This window comes from Streptomyces sp. NPDC093221, assembly GCF_044753885.1.
GTDB lineage: Bacteria > Actinomycetota > Actinomycetes > Streptomycetales > Streptomycetaceae > Actinacidiphila.
Genome location: NZ_JBIVOA010000015.1, coordinates 97558 through 114209, shown reverse-complemented (window position 1 = coordinate 114209; position 16652 = coordinate 97558). Strand labels below are relative to the sequence as shown.

Genomic DNA, 16652 nt, shown 5'->3' with positions numbered 1-16652 from the left:
GGCGGCCCGCCCCCCCCCCGCCCCGGGGGCGACCACTCTGTTATTTTGCCCGGGGCCCCCCCCCCCCCCCCCCGGGGGCCCCCCCCCCCCCCCGGGGGCGCCCCCCCCCCCCCCCGGGGGGCCCGCCCGATGCCGTGTCCGGGCCGTTGACGGTCTCTTGGGGGTGTTGCGAAAATTATCGCAACTTCGTGAGGGAGGCGGTTGGGATGGCGAGCGGCAGTGGCGCGCGTGGGGAGATGCAGGCGTATGTGCGGGAGTTGGTCGATCCGCTGGTGCGGTATGCGAGCGAGGGGGGCGCTCGGATACGGCTGGGGGTGAACACGGCGCACCATGACGACACCGCGGCCGACCTGGAGGGATACGCGCGGCCGTTGTGGGGGCTGGCGCCGTTGGCGGCGGGGGGCGGGGAGTTCGCGCACTGGGACCTGTGGGCGCGGGGGCTGGCGGCGGGGACGGACCAGGGGCATCCCGAGTACTGGGGGACGGCCACCGGCATCGACCAGCGGACCGTCGAGACGGCGGCCGTCGGATTCGCGCTGGCGCTGGCGCCGGAGAAGCTGTGGGACCCGCTCAGCGGCAAGGAACGGGACCAGGCGGGGGCCTGGCTGGCGAGCTTCCTGGGGGCCGACACGCCCGAGAACAACTGGAATTTCTTCCCGGTGCTGGTCAGCCTCGGTCTGGACCGGGTGGGGTACGCGCACGACCGGGACGCGCGGCACGCCCGGCTGGACCGGCTGGAGACGTACGCGCGCCAGGACGGCTGGTACGCCGACGGGAACACCGCGCAGCGCGACTACTACATCCCGTGGGCCATGCACTTCTACGGCCTGATCTACGCGGCACTCGCGGGCGACGGCGACCCGGCGCGGGCGGCGCGCTTCCGGCAGCGGGCGGCCGACTTCGCGCCGGGCTTCCGGCACTGGTTCGCGGCGGACGGCGCCGCCGTGCCGTTCGGCCGCAGTCTCACGTACCGGTTCGCGCAGGGCTCGTTCTGGGGGGCGCTGCCGTACGCGGGGGTGGACGCCGTGCCGCCGGGGGAGGCCAAGGGGCTGCTGTCGCGGCACTTGCGCTGGTGGCGGGAGCGGTCGGCGCTGACGTCGCCGGACGGGGTGCTGACCATCGGGTACGGCTACCCGCAGCCGGCGGTCGCGGAGCAGTACAACGGGCCGGGCTCGCCGTACTGGGCGATGAAGGCGTTCCTGCCGCTGGCCCTGCCCGCGGACCACGCCTTCTGGACGGCGGACGAGGAGCCCGCCGCCGAGCTGCCGGAGACCTTGGCGCAGCCGGACGCCGGGGCGGTGCTGATGCGTTCGGGCGGGGACGCGACGCTGCTCAGCGGGTCGCAGCACAATCTCTGGGCGCGGGGCGGCGCCGCGAAGTACGCCAAATTCGCGTACTCCTCCCGCTTCGGCTTCAGCGCGCCGGTCGACGGTCTCGGCCCGGAGCCGGGGGCGTACGACTCGGTGCTCGCGGTCAGCGACGAGGCCGACATTGAGGAGGGGACGGCGCCGCGGCACTTCCGGGTGCGCGAGGAGCAGCACGATCCGGCGGTCGAGGACGGCGACACCGTACGCAGCACCTGGCGGCCGTGGCCCGACGTGGAGATCACCACCTGGCTCACCGCCGCCGCGCCCTGGCACCTGCGCACCCACCGCGTCCGTACGGGCCGCGCGCTGTACACGGCGGAGGGCGGCTTCGCGGTCGACCGGGACGCGGGGCTGACCCGGCGCGAGGAGAGCGAGGGCAGCGCGGTGACGGTCACCGGGGCCGGGGACCTCAGCGGGCTGCGCGATCTGGACGGCGGCCGTAGCGGCCGGGTGCTCGACCCGCTGCCGGGCACCAATGTGCTGGCGCGGCGCACGTCACTGCCCGTGCTGGTGGGTCAACTCCCGCCCGGCGAGCACTGGTTGCGCTGCGCGGTGCTCGGCGCCGGGGCCGCGGGGGCGGCGGCGTGGGAGGAGGCACCGCCGAGGGCGCGGCACTGAGGCCGCCGCGGACGCCGCGGGCGCGCCCGTAGCGGATCGGGAGCCGTACCGGGGCGGGGGGCGGGGCGGGTGGCTGGGCGGGGGGAGGACGGGTTAGCGTCTGGGTATGAATGAGCATCGTGCCCCCGGCGCCCTCGGCGTCGGCCTTGCCACCGTCGCCGACGACGGCACCGTCCTGGACACCTGGTACCCCGCACCGGAACTCGCCGCGGAGGCGGGCCCCGCGGGCACCGAGCGGCTGAGCGCCGAGCGCGCGGCGGAGCTGCTGGGAGCGGCGGCGCCCAAGGCGCTCGGGAAGGACCCGAGGCGCGGGGTGGAGGTCGTGGCGGTGCGGACCGTCATCGCCTCGACGGACGACAAGCCGCTGGACGCGCACGACGCGTATCTGCGGCTGCACCTGCTGAGCCACCGCCTGGTCCGCCCCAACGAGCCCAACCTGGAAGGGCTGTTCGGCCTGCTGGCGAACGTCGCGTGGACGTCGATCGGCCCGGTGCCGGTGGCGGCGGTCGAAGGGGCGCGGCTGGCGGCCCGCGCGGAGGGCCTGCACCTGGCGGTGTACGGCGTGGACAAATTCCCGCGGATGACGGACTACGTCGCCCCGTCCGGCGTGCGGATCGCCGACGCCGACCGCGTACGCCTCGGCGCGCACCTGGCGTCCGGCACGACCGTCATGCACGAGGGCTTCTGCAACTTCAACGCGGGCACGCTGGGCGCCTCCATGGTCGAGGGCCGTATCTCGCAGGGCGTCGTCATCGGCGACGGCTCGGACATCGGCGGCGGCGCGTCCATCATGGGCACCCTGTCCGGCGGCGGCACCCAGGTCGTCTCGGTCGGCGAACGCTGCCTGCTCGGCGCCGAGTCGGGCCTGGGCATCGCCCTCGGTGACGACTGCGTCGTGGAGGCGGGCCTGTACGTCACCGCGGGCACCCGCGTCACGCTCCCGGACGGCAAGATCGTCAAGGCGCTGGAGCTCTCCGGCGCCAACAACATCCTCTTCCGCCGCAACTCGACCACCGGCAAGGTCGAGGTCCTTCAGCGCACGGGTTCGTGGGGCGGCCTCAACGACGCGCTGCACAGCCACAACTGACGACGCGTCACGCGTGACCGGTTCACGCCGTACGAGCCGCCGCCGCGAGCACCGCACGCTCCTCCTCGGGGGACCAGCCGGCCTCCAGCGGCGGCTCGCCGCGTTCCCGGTCCCAGGCCAGGACGTCGGCGGCGGTGACCGCCAGCGGGGTCGCGGGCATCCCGGCGGCCCGGGCGCGCGCGGCGCTGCGCTGCTGTGTGGCGGTGTCCTCCCGGACCAGCGGGAACATCGGCGGTACGACGTCCGGCGTGACCCGTACGATCTCCACCTCGGTGCCCGCGGCCCGCGCGCACGTCTCGATCAACTCGCCGAGGGTGACCGGCTGTTCGGGGCCCACGGCGTGGAAGGCGCCGGGCCGGTCGTCCTCCAGCAGCCGGATCACCAGCCGGGCCAGGTCGCGGGAGTCGATGATCTGCACCGGCTGGGCGGGGTCGGCGGGCAGGGCGACCCGGCCGCCGCGCGCGGCGGCGCGCACCCAGTAGGTGAACATGTCGGAGGGGTCGTGCGGACCGGCGACCTTCCCCGCCCGCACGATCGTGGCGCGCTGCCCGTGGCGCGCGGTCACGTCGTCCTCGCAGGCGACCTTGCACGGCCCGTACGTGGCCTCGCTCAGCACCTCGGTGTCGCGGACCGGCGGGCGGCGCGGGGTGTCCTCGTCGGAGCCGGGCGCCACACCCTCGCGCTGGTACACCGCGTGGCTGGAGATGAACAGATACCGGCCGATCCGGTCGCCCAGCGCGTCCATGGCCTGCGCGACGTGCCGCGGGACGTAGCCGCTGACGTCCACGACGGCGTCCCACCGGGTGTCGCCCGCGAGCGCCGCGTAGTCGCCGGTGTCGCGGTCGCCGGTCAGCCGGGGGAGGCCCGGGAAGAGGCCGGTGCCGGTCCTGCCGCGGCCGAAGAGGGTGACGTCGTGCCCGCGGTGGAGTGCGTCCTCCACGATGGCGCGGCCGACGAAGGCGGTACCGCCCAGAACGAGAATGCGCATAAGGGGCGACCCTACTGCCGGTCCCGGCGGCCGTCACCCGGATATCGCGGTCGTGATCCGCCGGACAGGCCCTAGTGGTAGATCTTCTCCGCGTACGCGGCCCCGTAGTACGTCTCCAGCTCCGCCAGCGAGTCCTCGGTCCGCTCCAGCGTCTTGGAGATCCGCGCCCGCGAGGCCAGCGCGTCGGGCTGCCACGTCTCCGGCTTCCACAGCGCGCTGCGCAGGAACGCCTTGGAGCAGTGGAAGAAGACTTCCTCGATGTCGACCAGGACCGCGACCTGCGGGCGGTGGCCCTTGACGACCATGCGGTCGAAGAAGTCGGCGTCGCGCAGGAGCCGCGCCCTGCCGTTGATCCTGAGGGTGTCGCCGCGCCCGGGGACGAAGTAGAGCAGGCCGATGTGCGGGTTGGACAGGATGTTGCGGAAGCCGTCCGCGCGGCGGTTGCCCGGCCGCTCGGGGACCGCGATGGTCCGGTCGTCCAGGACGACGGTGAAACCGGCGGGGTCGCCCTTGGGCGACACGTCACAGGTGCCGTCGGCCGCCGAGGTGGCCATCAGGCAGAAGGGCGCCGCCTTCAGCCAGGCCACGTCCAGTTCGTGCAGCCGGTCGCGCGCCTTGTCGCGGACGACCGCGGTGGGTTCGCCGAGCAGTTCCCGCAGTTCGGCCTCGTCGGTGATCTCCTGCATGTGCCGTACACCCCCGGTGAGTGAGTACCTTCTGGGAACTCTCACTGTACAGGGTGGCTTTTCCGGGCTTTCCTCGCGCCTTTCCCCTGGCCTTCCCCTGGCCTTCCCCTGTCTTTCCCGCGCCTGCGATGAGTTCCGCGGCGGTCCCCGGTCTACCTCTTCGACAGCGCCACGGCGCATACGACAGCACCGCATCGACCCGACCAGAGGAGCCCCTCGTGTCCGTCGTCTCCACCCCCACCAGCGCCGCCCCGACCGGTACCGCGACAGCCGTCACCGCCCGCCCCGCCCGTAGCCGGGCGCGCACCGCGCTGCTCGCCCTCCAGATCGTGCTGGCCCTCTTCTACGGCGTGGCCAGCGCCGCCCCCAAGCTCCTCGGCATCGACGCCGCGGCCGACTCCTTCGACCGCATCGGTTTCGGCGACTGGTTCATGTACCTCACCGGCGCGCTCGAACTCGCGGGCGCCGTCGCCCTGTTGATTCCGGTGCTCTACCAGGTCGCCGCGGTCGCGATGATCGGCCTGATGATCGGCGCCACCATCACCCAGATCACCGTCTTCGACGGCGACAACGCGGCGACGCCGATCATCCTCATCCTGCCGCTGGCCCTGATCGCCTGGGCCCGCAGGGACAGTACGAAGGCGCTGCTGGCCCTGATCCGCGGCGCGGTCGCCCGGACCTGACCGCGCTCCCGTCGGCCGCGGCCGACGACCGTACGCAACGCCGCACGGCGGACGGCTCGCGGTGCGATCCTGAGTACGGACGTCGCACGGATGTCGCGCGGGCGTCGTACGGCCGGCGCGACGACTGGCGCAACGGCGGTCGTACGGGCGGCCGTTCGGGGTCGCGCGGGATCGCGCGGGATCGCGTCGCGGAGGACCGGAGACCGGAAGACCGGGGGTCGCTCATGGACAGCCTTGGCGCGCTGCGCGCGGTCGAATACGGGTATCTCGACGAGCGACGGCAGGTGTACCTCGACCACACCGGCGCGGGACTTCCCGCCCGCGCCCAAGTGCGGGCGCACGCCGACCGGATCGCGGCGGGCTGCTACGGCAATCCGCACTCGGTCAGCCCGGCCTCGCAGGCGTCGGGCGAACTGGTGGAGCGGGCCCGCGCACGGGTGCTCGCGCACTTCAGGGCCGATCCGGCCGAGTACGCCGTGGTGTTCACGGCCAACGCCACCGGGGCGTGCCGACTGGTCGGCGAGGCCTACCCGTTCGGGCCGGACAACCGGCTGGTGCTCACCCTCGACAACCACAACTCCGTCAACGGCCTGCGGGAGTACGCCCGCGGCCGGGGCGCGGGGACGGTGTACGTACCGCTGGAGGCGCCGGGCCTCGGCATCGACGCGACGGCGATGGACGCCGTCCTGACGGGCGCGAGGCCGCGGGCGGGCACGGAGTCCGGGGCCCGGGGGCCCGGACTGCTCGCGTACCCCGCGCAGAGCAATTTCAGCGGGGTCCAGCACTCGCTGGACTGGGTGACCAGGGCGCGGGCGGCGGGCTGGGACGTCCTGCTGGACGCGGCGGCCTACGTGCCCGCGAACGTGCTCGACCTCGGCCGGTTCAGCCCCGACTTCGTGGCCGTGAGCTGGTACAAGGTCTTCGGCTACCCGACCGGCATCGGCTGTCTGCTGGCCCGCAGGGAGGCGCTGACGCGGCTGCGGCGGCCGTGGTTCTCCGGCGGCACCATCCACGTGGTGAGCGCCCAGGGCCTGTGGCACCACATGGCCGACGGCGAGGCGGCCTTCGAGGACGGCACGGTCAACTACCTGAGCATTCCCGACATCGAATTCGGCCTCGACTGGATCACCGGCGTCGGCGTGCAGTCGATACACCGTCATGTCACCTCGCTCACCGCCGAGTTACTGGCCGGGCTGCGCGGGCTGCGGCACGCCGACGGCAGCCCGCTGGTACGGATCTACGGTCCGCAGGACACCACCGGCCGCGGCGGCACGGTCGCGCTGAATCTGCTCGGCGCCGACGGACGGGTGATCGACGAGCGGATCGTCGGCCGCGACAGCGCCGCGCACGGCATATCGCTGCGCACCGGCTGCTTCTGCAACCCCGGCACGGGCGAGGTCGCCTTCGCCATCGACCGCGACGTACTCGGCGGCGCCGTCCGTACCGCCACCGGCACCATCGACGACTACCTCGGCCGCCTCGGCCTCCCCTCCGGCGGCGCCGTCCGCGTCTCGCTCGGCCTGTCCTCCAACGCGGCCGACGTGTCCGCCTTCCTCGCCTTCGCCGCGCAGACCTACCGCGACCGCTCGCCCGACCCGGCGGGGCTCAGCCCACGGCTGGTCTGCTGACCGTGCGGCACTTGCGCGCCAGCACCGCCCACGCGGCGGCCAGGAACAGCGCCGTGAAACCGGCCAGCAGCAGCCAGCCCGCCCACACCGCCCGGTCGAACGAGCCGCCGTACGAGGCCAGCAGCGGCGGCCCCAGCGGCGACGCGCCGTGCGCCCACAGCTCCCGCAGACCGATCCCGCCGCCCAGCGCCTCGAACGCCCACCGGTTGGTCATCGCCGCGCTCAACACCCGTCCCGCCCACGCCATTTGGGGCACCGGCACAAAGGCCCCCGAGAACAGCACCTGCGGGAAGCAGAGCATCGGCAGCATCAGCGTGGCCTGCCCCGGATCGCCGACCGCCGCCGACGCCAGCAGCCCCAGCGCGAGCGCGGCGGCCGACGCGAGCAGCACGGTCAGGAACAGCGACCCGTACGTGCCCCACCCGGCGGCGGGCAGCCGGTTCAGACCGCGCAGCACCGCGAGCAACGCCGCGTCCGCCAGGGCCAGTACGGGCAGCAGCAGCGCCGCCTTCGACAGCAGATACGGCCCGAGCCGCAGCACGGTCAGCCGCTCCCTGCGCACCACCGCCATCTCGGCGCAGATCTGCAACAGGCCGTAGGTCAGGCCGAAGAAGAAGCCGCCGAAGGCGATCCAGAACAGGATCATCGCCGCGGATCCCGGACTCGGCGCCGCCGGATCGAAGGCCCCCGGCCGGAACAGCAGCGCGAACATCGCCACGATCACCAACGGCGACCCCACGACGACCGCCGCCGTCAGCCGATTGCGCGCCATCAACTCCCCGGCCCGCCGGGTGAGCAGCCACCACTGCCCGACCGCCCCGAGCGGCGCCGGACGCGTGGCGGCGGCGCCGTCGGCCACGGGCGCCGCCTCGGGCGCGGGGCCGGACTCCTCCGCGGCAGCCTCGTCCGCCGCCCGCGCCCCGCGGGCCACCGCCCCGTACACCTCCTCCAGCGTCGGGACGCCGTACGCCGCCGTGAGGGTGGCCGCCGTGCCCAGGTGGGCCGGGCGTCCTTCAGGGGTGAGGAACAGGACGCGGTCGCAGCGGGTCAGATCGGCGGGCGCGTGCGTGGTGAGCACGACGGTGACGCCGTCGGCCGTCAAGTCCCGCAGGGTGCGCAGGAGTTCCGCGCCGGTCGCCGGGTCGAGTCCGGTCGTCGGCTCGTCCAGGAACAGCACGCGGGGGCGGGTGAGGAGTTCGACCGCGATGCAGGCGCGGCGGCGCTCGCCCTCGCTGAGGGTGCGTACGGGCTGGCGGGCGCGGTCGGCCAGGCCGACGGCGGCCAGCGCGTCGCGTACGGCCGCGTCCAGGAGTGCGGCGGCGGTCCGGGCGGGCATCCGCAGGCGGGCCGCGTAGCCGAGGGCCCGGTCCAGCGGCAGGTCGTCGTGCATCACGTTGCCGTGCGGCAGATACCCCAACGCCGGTCGCAGGACGGCCGGTTCCGTACCGTCGTGCAGGACGCGACCGGCCGAGGGGGTACGGATTCCGGCCAGGATCTCCAGCAGCGTCGTCTTGCCCGACCCGCTGCCGCCCGCCACGGCCAGCAGTTCGCCGGGCGCGATCCGTACGCTCACCCCCCGCAGCGTCTCCCGCCCCGAGGCGACCCGCTGCCCCACGCCGTACGCCTCGACGCGGAGACCGCCGTCGCTCATCGTGCCCCCTGACCGACCGCTTGGTACGTTGAAGGTGTCGCGGCGCCTCCCGCAGAGGCGGGCCGCCGGTAGCGTACGCGAGCCCCGGGAGCGGGCACAGGACGAAGGAGTCTGACGCATGGACGGACCGGTCTGCACCACCCGGCAGGGCGACGTACGCGGAGCGGCCGGCCAGGACGGCGTCGCCGTCTTCCGCGCCATCCCTTACGCCGCACCGCCGTTCGGACCGCACCGGTTCATGGCGCCGCAACCGCCCGCCGCGTGGGAGGGCGTACGCGACGCGACCGCGTTCGGCCCGACCGTGCCCAAGGGCCCCTACGTCAAGCCGTTCGACGTGCTGCTGCCCGACCCGGACATCGCGGGCGAGGACTGCCTCAACCTCAATGTGTGGACACCCGACACCGCGGGCGGCGCACCGGTCATGGTGTGGCTGCACGGCGGCGCCTTCATGAACGGCTCGGGCTCGCTGCCGATCTACGACGGCGCCGCGTTCGCCCGCGACGGCGTCGTCTGCGTGACCGTCAACTACCGCCTGGGGACGGACGGTTACCTGTCCCTCGACGGGGCCCCCGACAACCGCGGAGTGCTCGACCAGATCGCCGCCCTCGAATGGGTCCGCGACAACATCGCCGCCTTCGGCGGCGACCCCGGCCGCGTGACCGTCTTCGGCGAATCAGCCGGCGCGATGAGCATCGGGGTGCTGCTCACCGCCCCCGGCGCCCGAGGACTCTTCCACCGGGCGATCCTCCAGAGCGGCGCCGCGCACCACACGATCGGCCGGGACACCGCCCGCAAGGTCGCCGCGCACTTCGCCGCGAAACTCGGCGTCGAACCCACCGCCGCGGCCTTCGCCGCACTCCCGCTGGACGTCCTGCTGCCCGCGCAGACCGCCCTGCGCACCGAGGTCACCGCCAACCCCGACCCCGCGCTGTGGGGCGAGGTCGCGCTGAACGCCATGCCCTTCGAGCCGATCGCGGACACCGCGAGCACCGCCGCCCGCGCCCACCCGGTGCCGGGACCCGGCGCCGACTGCGCCGTCGACCTGCTGATCGGCACCACCGCCGAGGAGTACCGGCTCTTCACCGTGCCCAGCGGCGTCATCGACTACATCGACGACAGGCACCTGCGGGCCGCGATCACCCGGCACGGCCTCGACCCCGACACCGCGCTGCCGCTCTACGCGGCCAACCGCCCCGGCGCCACCACCGGCGACCTGTTCTCCGCCGTCCTCACCGACTGGTTCTTCCGGATACCCGCGGTCCGCCTGGCCGAGTCCGTGCCGCGCGCCCACGTCTACGAATTCGGCCGCCGCTCCACCGCCTTCGACGGCCGCCTCGGCGCCTGCCACGCCTCCGAGATCGCCTTCGCCTTCGACAACCTGGACGCGCCCGGCGAGACCATGCTGCTCGGCGAGGCCCCGCCGCAGCCGCTCGCCGACACCATGCACGCCGCCTGGGTCTCCTTCGCCGTCACCGGCGATCCCGGCTGGCCCGCGTACGACACCCGGGACCGTACGACGATGGTCTTCGGCACGGCGGACGACCCCGCGCACTGCGGTCCGGTACGCGACCCCCGCCCGGACGAGCGCGCGCTGTGGGACGGGGTGCGCTGAGCCCTTCGCGCCGGCCCCTCCCGCGCGCCGAACTCCCGTACGCCTGAGGGACGCGTGGCCGGTACGCACCCGGCGGCGGACGGCGGTGGCCGGAACGTGTCGCTACGGGCGGGTGAACCGGCGGGGTGACGGGTGCGACGGGGCCGGGAGGCCGACGGTCGGGGGGTCGCAGGGCCTACGCTGAGTGCGCGCGTCCGGCGCGCGTACCGGTTCGCGTGTGCCGGTCCGATCCACCCGCCAGGGGTGAGCCGGACCGGCCCACCCCTCACGCCGTACAGCCGTAGAGCCCTCTAGGAGTCACCCCATGTCCGAAGGTCCCCTCGTCCTGCCGCCCGTACGGCTGCTCCCCGCGGACGACCTCGCGCGGCTGGCACTGGCCGTGCCGCTGCTGGACCGAGCGCTGCGGCTGACCCGGTGGGCGACACCGGAACGGCCGGTCGACGCGATGGGCGAGCTGCTGGACGACGACCTGGTGGCCGCCGCCGCGGAACTCGGCCTCCCGGTGGACGAGGACGAGGAAGGGCTCGCCGAGACCGCCCAGGCATGGGGCGTCGCCGTCGACACCGGCCTGCTGGTCCTGGAGATCGACGAGGAGGCCGAGGAGTCCACGCCGGTCGGCGAGGTCGCCGGTCGCGCGCTGCCCGGCGAGGCGTACGAGCGGATCACCGCCGGCCTCCCGCAGGACGTGCTCGACATCTGGCTGGCCGCCGCCGAGTCGGCCCTCGCCGACGCCGCCGCACCGGACTTCGAGAGCCTGCGCGAGGTCATGGACGACGGCGACCAGGTGCTCCTGGACGAGCTGGACTGGGACCCGGAGAAGGAGGCCGAATTCCTCGACAGCGCGCTGGTCAACCTCTACGCGCTGATGGCCGTGGAGGACTCGGCGGTCGCCGAGGACGGGCCCGACGCCGTACCGCTGCCGGTGCTCGCCGCGTCCCTCGTCGTGCCCGACGAGATGGACCAGCCCAGCGACGCCGTCCTCGAAGAGGTCACCGAGGTGATGATGCGGCTGGACGACCACTTCCGGCTGCTCGCCACGACCGGACTGCTGGACTACCAGCCGGTCGACGAGGCGCTGATCGAGGAGGCGGAGGGCGACGGGGAAACCGGCTCCTTCCCCGAATTCCCCGAGGGGGCCGTCGGGGACGACCTCGACCCCGAGGAGGTCTCCCGCTACGGCATGGTCCTGCTCACGCCGCTCGGCGTGCACGGCATGCGCGAACGGCTCGTGGACGCGGGCGCGCAGGCCCCCGCCATCGGCGACCTCGCGGGCGGGTCGGGCGTCGACCTCCTCGAAGCGCTGACCGGCTACCCCGACCAGGCGGCGCGCGTGGAGGCCGAGCTGTGGCTGGAGGACCGCAAGCCGGCCGACGCCGCACGCGAACTGCTCGCCGCCGCGCGCGGCGACGACGCCGGTGCGCCGGGCCGTCGTCTCATCTGCCAGCAGACGCTCACCCTGCTCGGCGCCGAGGCCGAGCCCGCGCTGCGCGAAGTCCTCGACGACCGCGCGCTCGGCGGCCTCGCCCGCGTCTGGCTCACCGAGAGCGGCGCCGCCGACATCCCCGCGCCCGACGCGGACATGGTCTTCTGGCTCACCATCGACACCCTCGCCGCGCAGCTCGCCGCCGACGACGCCCCCGAGATCCTGGCCGACCTCGTCCGTGACCTCGTCGCCCGGCACGACGGCTTCTTCGACGCGGCCTGGCGCGTCGACCACCCCGCCACCGCCGACGTCCTCGAAGCCATGGGGCGTCTCCACCCGGACCGCAAATCCGCCAAGGACGCCCGCAAGGCGGCCTTCAAGGCCCGCTCCCGCCAGGGCCTTCCGGGCTGACGCGCGGCGGGCCACCGCTCGGGGCGCGCCCCCCCGCGCCGGGGGCAACCGGGTGGCCGCCTCGCGGAAGGACGCCGTTCATCCGGGGTTGGCCGGGGGGCGGCACCGTGGGTGCTCAGCGCGACGTGAGGAGCCCCGGTGCCGGTCAGCCGTACGCGGGAGGCCGTGGTGGCCGACCCGAAGCGAGGTCACGCGTATCTGACCGCGGGAACGTCGTTGTGCCGGCGGACACCGCCGTCGGCGCAGAACGGTGGCGTGCTCCAGGCGTTCCGGTGCATCGACTCCGGGGGCCGCTGCGTGGACGACCTGTCACGGGCGACCGTGCCCGGCACCGTGTACGGCGTGGACTGGGTGGAGACGCCGTTCGCGGCGGGCGCGGTCACGCGGGCGCACGGGCTGACGGGCCTGTGGTGGGCGGACGACGGGGTGTACCTCGTGCGCGAGGGGGCCGTCTGGTTCTACGCGCCCGGCCGCCGCACGCTGACCCTGAAGACGCCGGGCTGACGGGCTGAGGGGCTTCCGGGCTTCCGGGCTGAGGGGCGGACCGCCGCCCGGCCGCGCTCGTCACCGCCGTGACGAGCGAGGCCGGGTGCGGCCGGGTGCGGCCGGAACGTTTCAGCAGCCGCTGAGGACCGACGTGAGCTTCGACTTCTCCGCACTGTCCACGGTCAGACCGTAGTAGTGCTTCACCTGCACCCACGCGCGGGCGTACGTGCACTGGTACGACGCCTGCGGCAGCCACTCGGCCGGGTCGCCGTCGCCCTTGGAGCGGTTGGAGTGCGCGGAGACGGCCACGAGCTGCGGGCGGGTCACGTCGTTGGCCAGCGCCTGGCGCTGCGCGGTGGTCCAGGCCCAGGCGCCCGAGGCCCACGCCTCGGCGAGCGGCACCAGGTGGTCGATGTCGAAGGTCGACGGGTCGGTGGTGGTCACGCCGTCGTACGGGCTGGTCCAGTTCCCCGAGGTCGCCTTGCACGAGCTGTCGGTCACCACGCTCGTGCCGTCGCGCTTGATCACGTACTCGCGGGTGTCGCAGGTACCCGAGATGGTGATCCAGGTCGGGAACAGGTTCCGGTCGTACGTCGAGGCGTGCGTCTCCGCGGTGGCCGTCATGCCGGACAGGTAACTGCGGGCGGTGGAGGCGGCGATGGGGGTCGGCAGAGCGGCCTGTGCGGGGCCGCCGCTGACGAACAGGACGGTCAGCGCGAGCAGTGCCGCGCTGACGGCGGCACAGATTCCGTGCACGAGACGGTTTTTGGGCATGACTGAGCGCTCCCGTGGCTAGGGGGTCGAGCGGTACGGGTGGTTCCCGACCAGGGTCCCGGCCACGGGTCTATGCGGGTAGACCGTCAGCGGTAAATTTTATGTGACCATGACATGTTGATGTGCGAACGTCCGGTGGCGGTCCGGCCCGTACGAGGCCCGCGCGGCGCACGAGCCGGTGCGTGCCGGGGTCCCACGGCCTCCGAGCGCCGTGCGCAGGGCGCCCCCGCGCCCGCCCGCTCCCGGTCCTGGCCCCGGCTCCCGCCGCCGTGCGGGGCGGCGCGCGGGACTTTATGGTCGGCGCGGGGGCCCGGGACGAATGGAGCTGCTGTGACCACTGCGCGCGACATCATGCATCAGGGCGTCGAGACGATCTCCGCCCACGAGACCCTGGACGTGGCCGCCAAGCGGATGCGGGACGCGGACATCGGGGCCCTGGCGGTCACCGGTGACGACGGCGGGCTCCAAGGGGTGCTCACCGACCGGGACATCGTGCTGCGCTGCGTGGCGACCGGCCACGACCCGGGCGCGGTCCGGGCCGCCGACCTGATGGACGGCAGCCCGGTGACGGCCGCGGCCGACGACGACGCGGGCAGCGTCGTCGCGACCATGTCCTCCCGGCGCATCCGCCGGGTGCCGGTGGTCGAGGGCAGCCGCCTGGTCGGCATCATCAGCGAGGCCGACATCGCCCGGCACCTCGGCCCGGCCGAGGCGGGCGCCCTGGCGACGGCGATCCGCGCGGTCTGAGCCCGACGCGCGGTGTGAGCCCGGTCCGCGGTCTGAGGCCGCCGCGCGGTGTGAGACCGGCCTGCGATGTGAGACCGGTCCGCGCCGCCTGAGGCCGGTCCCGCGCCGCCTGGGACCGGTCTCTCGGGCCGCCGCCCGTCCGCGCGGACTCATGCCAGCCTGCGCGGACCGGCGGCGGCCCCGCAGGGCACACATCCGGTCTGCGGTGCCTCAGAGCGCCGCGGAGGCGGGCCGCACCATCCCCTTGGCGGTACGCGAGTCGATGAAGTCGCCCATGGCGGTCATCTCCCACTCGCCGGAGAACTGCTTGATCAGCTTGGCCATCAGGACACCCGTGCGCGGCTCGCTGCCGGTCAGGTCGAAGCGGACCAGCTCCTCGCCGGTGCCCGCGTCGAGCAGCCGGCAGTACGCCTTGGCGACCTTGTTGAACTTCTGCCCCGAGTACGAGTTCACCGTGAAGACCAGACCGGTGACCTCCGGCGGCAGCCCGCCCAGGTGCACGGTGATCGTCTCGTCGTCGCCCGAGCCCGCGCCGGTCAGATTGTCACCGGAGTGCTGGACCGCGCCGTTGAGGATGGACAGCTTGCCGAAGTAGCAGGTCGCGATGTGGTTGCGCTGCGGACCGTAGGCGATCACCGACGCGTCCAGGTCGATGTCCCGGCCGCCGAAGGCGGGCTCCCAGCCCAGGCCCATCCGCACCGAGGACAGGAACGGCTTGCCCGCCTTGACCAGCGACACCGTCTCGTTCTTGCGGAGATTGACCCGGCCCTTGTCCAGATTGACCTTGCCCGCGCCCGGCGCGGGAGCGGGCGGCGCGGCCGGGGGAGCGGAGGGCGGCGGCGGCAGATACGCGGCGGGCGCGCCGGAGGGCGGCGGCGCACTGGGCAGTCCCGGCGCGGGCGGCGGCGGGGTGAACGCGGCGGCGGGGGCCGCGGGGGCCGCGGGGGTCGCGGGCTCCTCGACGTTCACCCCGAAGTCGCTGGCGATGCCGCCCAGCCCGTTGGCGTACCCCTGGCCGACCGCGCGGACCTTCCAGGCGCCGCCGCGCCGGTACACCTCGACCACGACGAGCGCGGTCTCCGGGCCGAGCCCGGTGGGCGTGAAGGTGGCGATCACCGAGCCGTCGTCCGCGCTGCGGACCGTGGCCGTCGGCGTCGTACCCGCGAAGGGACCGCCGCCGTCCAGGCTCGCGGTCACCACGACCTTCTCGATCCCGGCCGGGACGGCCGCGGTGTCCACGGTGATCGAGTCGGGCCCGGAACCGCCCCCGGAGCGGTGGCTGACGCCGGGCCCCTGGGGCTGGTTGTAGAAGACGAAGTCGTCGTCGGAGCGCACCTTCCCGTCACCGGTCAGGAGCAGGCCCGAGACATCGAGCCGCGCGGAGGAGGCGGCGACGTCCACGGCCACTCGGGGCACGGAGAGCGGCACATTCGAGCCAGGCGTCATAGCGGTCATGCCCCCGTAACGACCGACTGTTGTTTGCGGTTCCATGACCCGGAGATCAGCTTCCGGCCCGTTATGGGCACCCGGTCCCGGCGCCCATTCCGGCGCCCGCGCCGGCTCGTACCGGCAGCGTCGCGCCCGCGGTTGCGTACGGTCGGACCCGTATCGGCAGCCCCGTACCCTCACACCCGCACGCCCCGCCCGTCACCGGCGGTCGCGGGCACGTCGAGGCCGTCCGGGGAGCCGGGCGGCAGGGCGAAGGCGGAGGCGACCTCGGGCGGGAGCGCGGACAGGCCGAGCAGGCCGCAGACGGCCCGGGTGGTGAGCGCGTGCCAGACGGCCGCCTGGCGCAGCATCGCGTGGTCGCCGCCCGGCAGCACGAAGCGGCACACCTCGGCGCCCTCGGCCCTGGCCCGCTCCGCCATCCGCAGCGACTCCACGGGCGAGGTGATCCGGTCGGCCTCCGCGTGCAGGAACACCAGCCGGGCCGCCGAGAGCTGCTCCACCGGCTCCCCCGGCAGGCACCAGGGGGCCAGCGCCACCGTGCCGACCACCCCGTCCGTACCGGCCACCCGCAGCGCCGCCCTGCCGCCCATGGAGTGCCCGACCATCACGACCGGCGCCCCGCCGGTCCGCCGGGACAGCTCCGCCAGCGCGTCGGCCGCGTCCCGCGCGGCGTCCGCCCGCTCCCCGTTCCAGCCGCGGTGCCGGTAGCGGGCCTCGGCGAGCACCACCCGGCGGCCCCGCGTCGCGCGGGCCAGCGCCCGGACGAAGGGGCGCATCCGCAGCCCCGGCGCGTTCAGCCGGGACGGCCGGCCCATACCGCGCTCCCGGCCGCCGTGCAGCACCAGCACCGCCGCCTCGGGGGCCGCCGCGGAACGCCGCATCACCAGGCCCCGATACCCCGCGCGTGCGCTGTCGCCGTCGCGGTCCTCTGCCACCCGTGCCTCCACCCGTGTCCGTTCCCTCCGCCGACGTGCCGTGACAGGTACGAACGGACGTTCCGGAATCCCCGTTCCGCCGTACCCCGTCAATCCTCCGTCATTCG

Annotated in this window: 13 protein-coding genes and 1 pseudogene; 8 read left to right on the top strand and 6 right to left on the bottom strand. The window is 74.3% G+C overall.

Annotation, left to right across the window (positions count from 1 at the left end; translation table 11 throughout):
• Positions 1-206: 206 nt before the first annotated feature.
• Positions 207-1985 carry a DUF2264 domain-containing protein gene (locus ACIQCJ_RS35060; RefSeq protein WP_402713882.1) on the top strand — a complete coding sequence of 593 codons (1779 nt, stop codon included), beginning with the start codon at positions 207-209 and terminating at the stop codon, positions 1983-1985.
• Between the two features lie 106 nt (positions 1986-2091).
• Positions 2092-3072 (top strand): 2,3,4,5-tetrahydropyridine-2,6-dicarboxylate N-succinyltransferase, encoded by a 981-nt coding sequence (gene dapD / locus ACIQCJ_RS35055; protein WP_355333839.1) that lies wholly within the window; start codon positions 2092-2094, stop codon positions 3070-3072.
• 22 nt (positions 3073-3094) lie between these two features.
• On the opposite strand, the gene ACIQCJ_RS35050 is transcribed toward dapD, so the two are convergent.
• Both ACIQCJ_RS35050 and ACIQCJ_RS35045 read right to left on the bottom strand, forming a co-directional pair.
• A complete protein-coding gene (locus ACIQCJ_RS35050; RefSeq protein ID WP_401714623.1) occupies positions 3095-4060 on the bottom strand; it encodes an NAD-dependent epimerase/dehydratase family protein in 966 nt (321 codons plus the stop codon).
• A gap of 71 nt (positions 4061-4131) precedes the next feature.
• Entirely contained in the window at positions 4132-4746 is a 615-nt protein-coding gene (locus tag ACIQCJ_RS35045) for a pyridoxamine 5'-phosphate oxidase family protein (protein ID WP_355333834.1), read from the bottom strand.
• A 218-nt stretch (positions 4747-4964) separates the two neighbouring features.
• Between ACIQCJ_RS35045 and ACIQCJ_RS35040 the strand changes: the two genes are divergently transcribed.
• Positions 4965-5429, top strand: a complete 465-nt coding sequence (locus ACIQCJ_RS35040; protein WP_402713879.1) for a DoxX family protein — start codon at positions 4965-4967, stop codon at positions 5427-5429.
• A 224-nt stretch (positions 5430-5653) separates the two neighbouring features.
• Positions 5654-7057, top strand: coding sequence for an aminotransferase class V-fold PLP-dependent enzyme (locus tag ACIQCJ_RS35035; RefSeq protein ID WP_355333828.1), 1404 nt, complete (start codon positions 5654-5656; stop codon positions 7055-7057).
• Here ACIQCJ_RS35035 and ACIQCJ_RS35030 read toward each other — a convergent pair.
• A complete protein-coding gene (locus ACIQCJ_RS35030; RefSeq protein WP_402713876.1) occupies positions 7035-8708 on the bottom strand; it encodes an ATP-binding cassette domain-containing protein in 1674 nt (557 codons plus the stop codon). The genes ACIQCJ_RS35035 and ACIQCJ_RS35030 overlap by 23 nt on opposite strands.
• Positions 8709-8826: 118 nt before the next feature.
• Here ACIQCJ_RS35030 and ACIQCJ_RS35025 point away from each other — a divergent pair, with 118 nt between their 5' ends.
• From ACIQCJ_RS35025 to ACIQCJ_RS35015, 3 genes and pseudogenes are all read left to right on the top strand, one after another.
• Positions 8827-10320: a carboxylesterase/lipase family protein gene (locus tag ACIQCJ_RS35025; protein ID WP_402713874.1), complete on the top strand. Its 1494-nt coding sequence runs from the start codon at positions 8827-8829 to the stop codon at positions 10318-10320.
• A gap of 304 nt (positions 10321-10624) precedes the next feature.
• A complete protein-coding gene (locus ACIQCJ_RS35020) occupies positions 10625-12154 on the top strand; it encodes a hypothetical protein (RefSeq protein ID WP_391159682.1) in 1530 nt (509 codons plus the stop codon).
• Positions 12155-12313: 159 nt separating this feature from the next.
• Positions 12314-12646: pseudogene (locus ACIQCJ_RS35015) on the top strand (Tat pathway signal sequence domain protein); the annotation flags it as partial.
• Positions 12647-12769: 123 nt separating this feature from the next.
• Here ACIQCJ_RS35015 and ACIQCJ_RS35010 read toward each other — a convergent pair.
• The gene (locus ACIQCJ_RS35010) at positions 12770-13414 is read right to left on the bottom strand and encodes an HNH endonuclease family protein (RefSeq protein WP_355333817.1); all 645 of its coding nucleotides are present in this window, start codon (positions 13412-13414) and stop codon (positions 12770-12772) included.
• Positions 13415-13744: 330 nt separating this feature from the next.
• Here ACIQCJ_RS35010 and ACIQCJ_RS35005 point away from each other — a divergent pair, with 330 nt between their 5' ends.
• Positions 13745-14161 carry a CBS domain-containing protein gene (locus ACIQCJ_RS35005; protein ID WP_355333815.1) on the top strand — a complete coding sequence of 139 codons (417 nt, stop codon included), beginning with the start codon at positions 13745-13747 and terminating at the stop codon, positions 14159-14161.
• Positions 14162-14371: 210 nt separating this feature from the next.
• Here the strand turns inward: ACIQCJ_RS35005 and ACIQCJ_RS35000 are convergent, their stop codons facing one another.
• Both ACIQCJ_RS35000 and ACIQCJ_RS34995 read right to left on the bottom strand, forming a co-directional pair.
• Positions 14372-15607: a TerD family protein gene (locus ACIQCJ_RS35000; protein WP_402713871.1), complete on the bottom strand. Its 1236-nt coding sequence runs from the start codon at positions 15605-15607 to the stop codon at positions 14372-14374.
• Positions 15608-15786: 179 nt separating this feature from the next.
• Positions 15787-16545 (bottom strand): alpha/beta fold hydrolase, encoded by a 759-nt coding sequence (locus ACIQCJ_RS34995; RefSeq protein WP_355333809.1) that lies wholly within the window; start codon positions 16543-16545, stop codon positions 15787-15789.
• Positions 16546-16652 lie beyond the last annotated feature (107 nt).

Excerpts from the sequence above, each read along its gene's own strand:
- dapD (WP_355333839.1), top strand. The coding sequence starts at position 2,092 with ATGAATGAGCATCGTGCCCCCGGCGCCCTCGGCGTCGGCCTTGCCACC.
- ACIQCJ_RS35010 (WP_355333817.1), bottom strand. The coding sequence starts at position 13,414 with ATGCCCAAAAACCGTCTCGTGCACGGAATCTGTGCCGCCGTCAGCGCG.
- ACIQCJ_RS35050 (WP_401714623.1), bottom strand. The coding sequence starts at position 4,060 with ATGCGCATTCTCGTTCTGGGCGGTACCGCCTTCGTCGGCCGCGCCATC.
- ACIQCJ_RS35030 (WP_402713876.1), bottom strand. The coding sequence starts at position 8,708 with ATGAGCGACGGCGGTCTCCGCGTCGAGGCGTACGGCGTGGGGCAGCGG.
- ACIQCJ_RS35025 (WP_402713874.1), top strand. The coding sequence starts at position 8,827 with ATGGACGGACCGGTCTGCACCACCCGGCAGGGCGACGTACGCGGAGCG.
- ACIQCJ_RS35020 (WP_391159682.1), top strand. The coding sequence starts at position 10,625 with ATGTCCGAAGGTCCCCTCGTCCTGCCGCCCGTACGGCTGCTCCCCGCG.
- ACIQCJ_RS35000 (WP_402713871.1), bottom strand. The coding sequence starts at position 15,607 with ATGACGCCTGGCTCGAATGTGCCGCTCTCCGTGCCCCGAGTGGCCGTG.
- ACIQCJ_RS35035 (WP_355333828.1), top strand. The coding sequence starts at position 5,654 with ATGGACAGCCTTGGCGCGCTGCGCGCGGTCGAATACGGGTATCTCGAC.
- ACIQCJ_RS35045 (WP_355333834.1), bottom strand. The coding sequence starts at position 4,746 with ATGCAGGAGATCACCGACGAGGCCGAACTGCGGGAACTGCTCGGCGAA.
- ACIQCJ_RS35060 (WP_402713882.1), top strand. The coding sequence starts at position 207 with ATGGCGAGCGGCAGTGGCGCGCGTGGGGAGATGCAGGCGTATGTGCGG.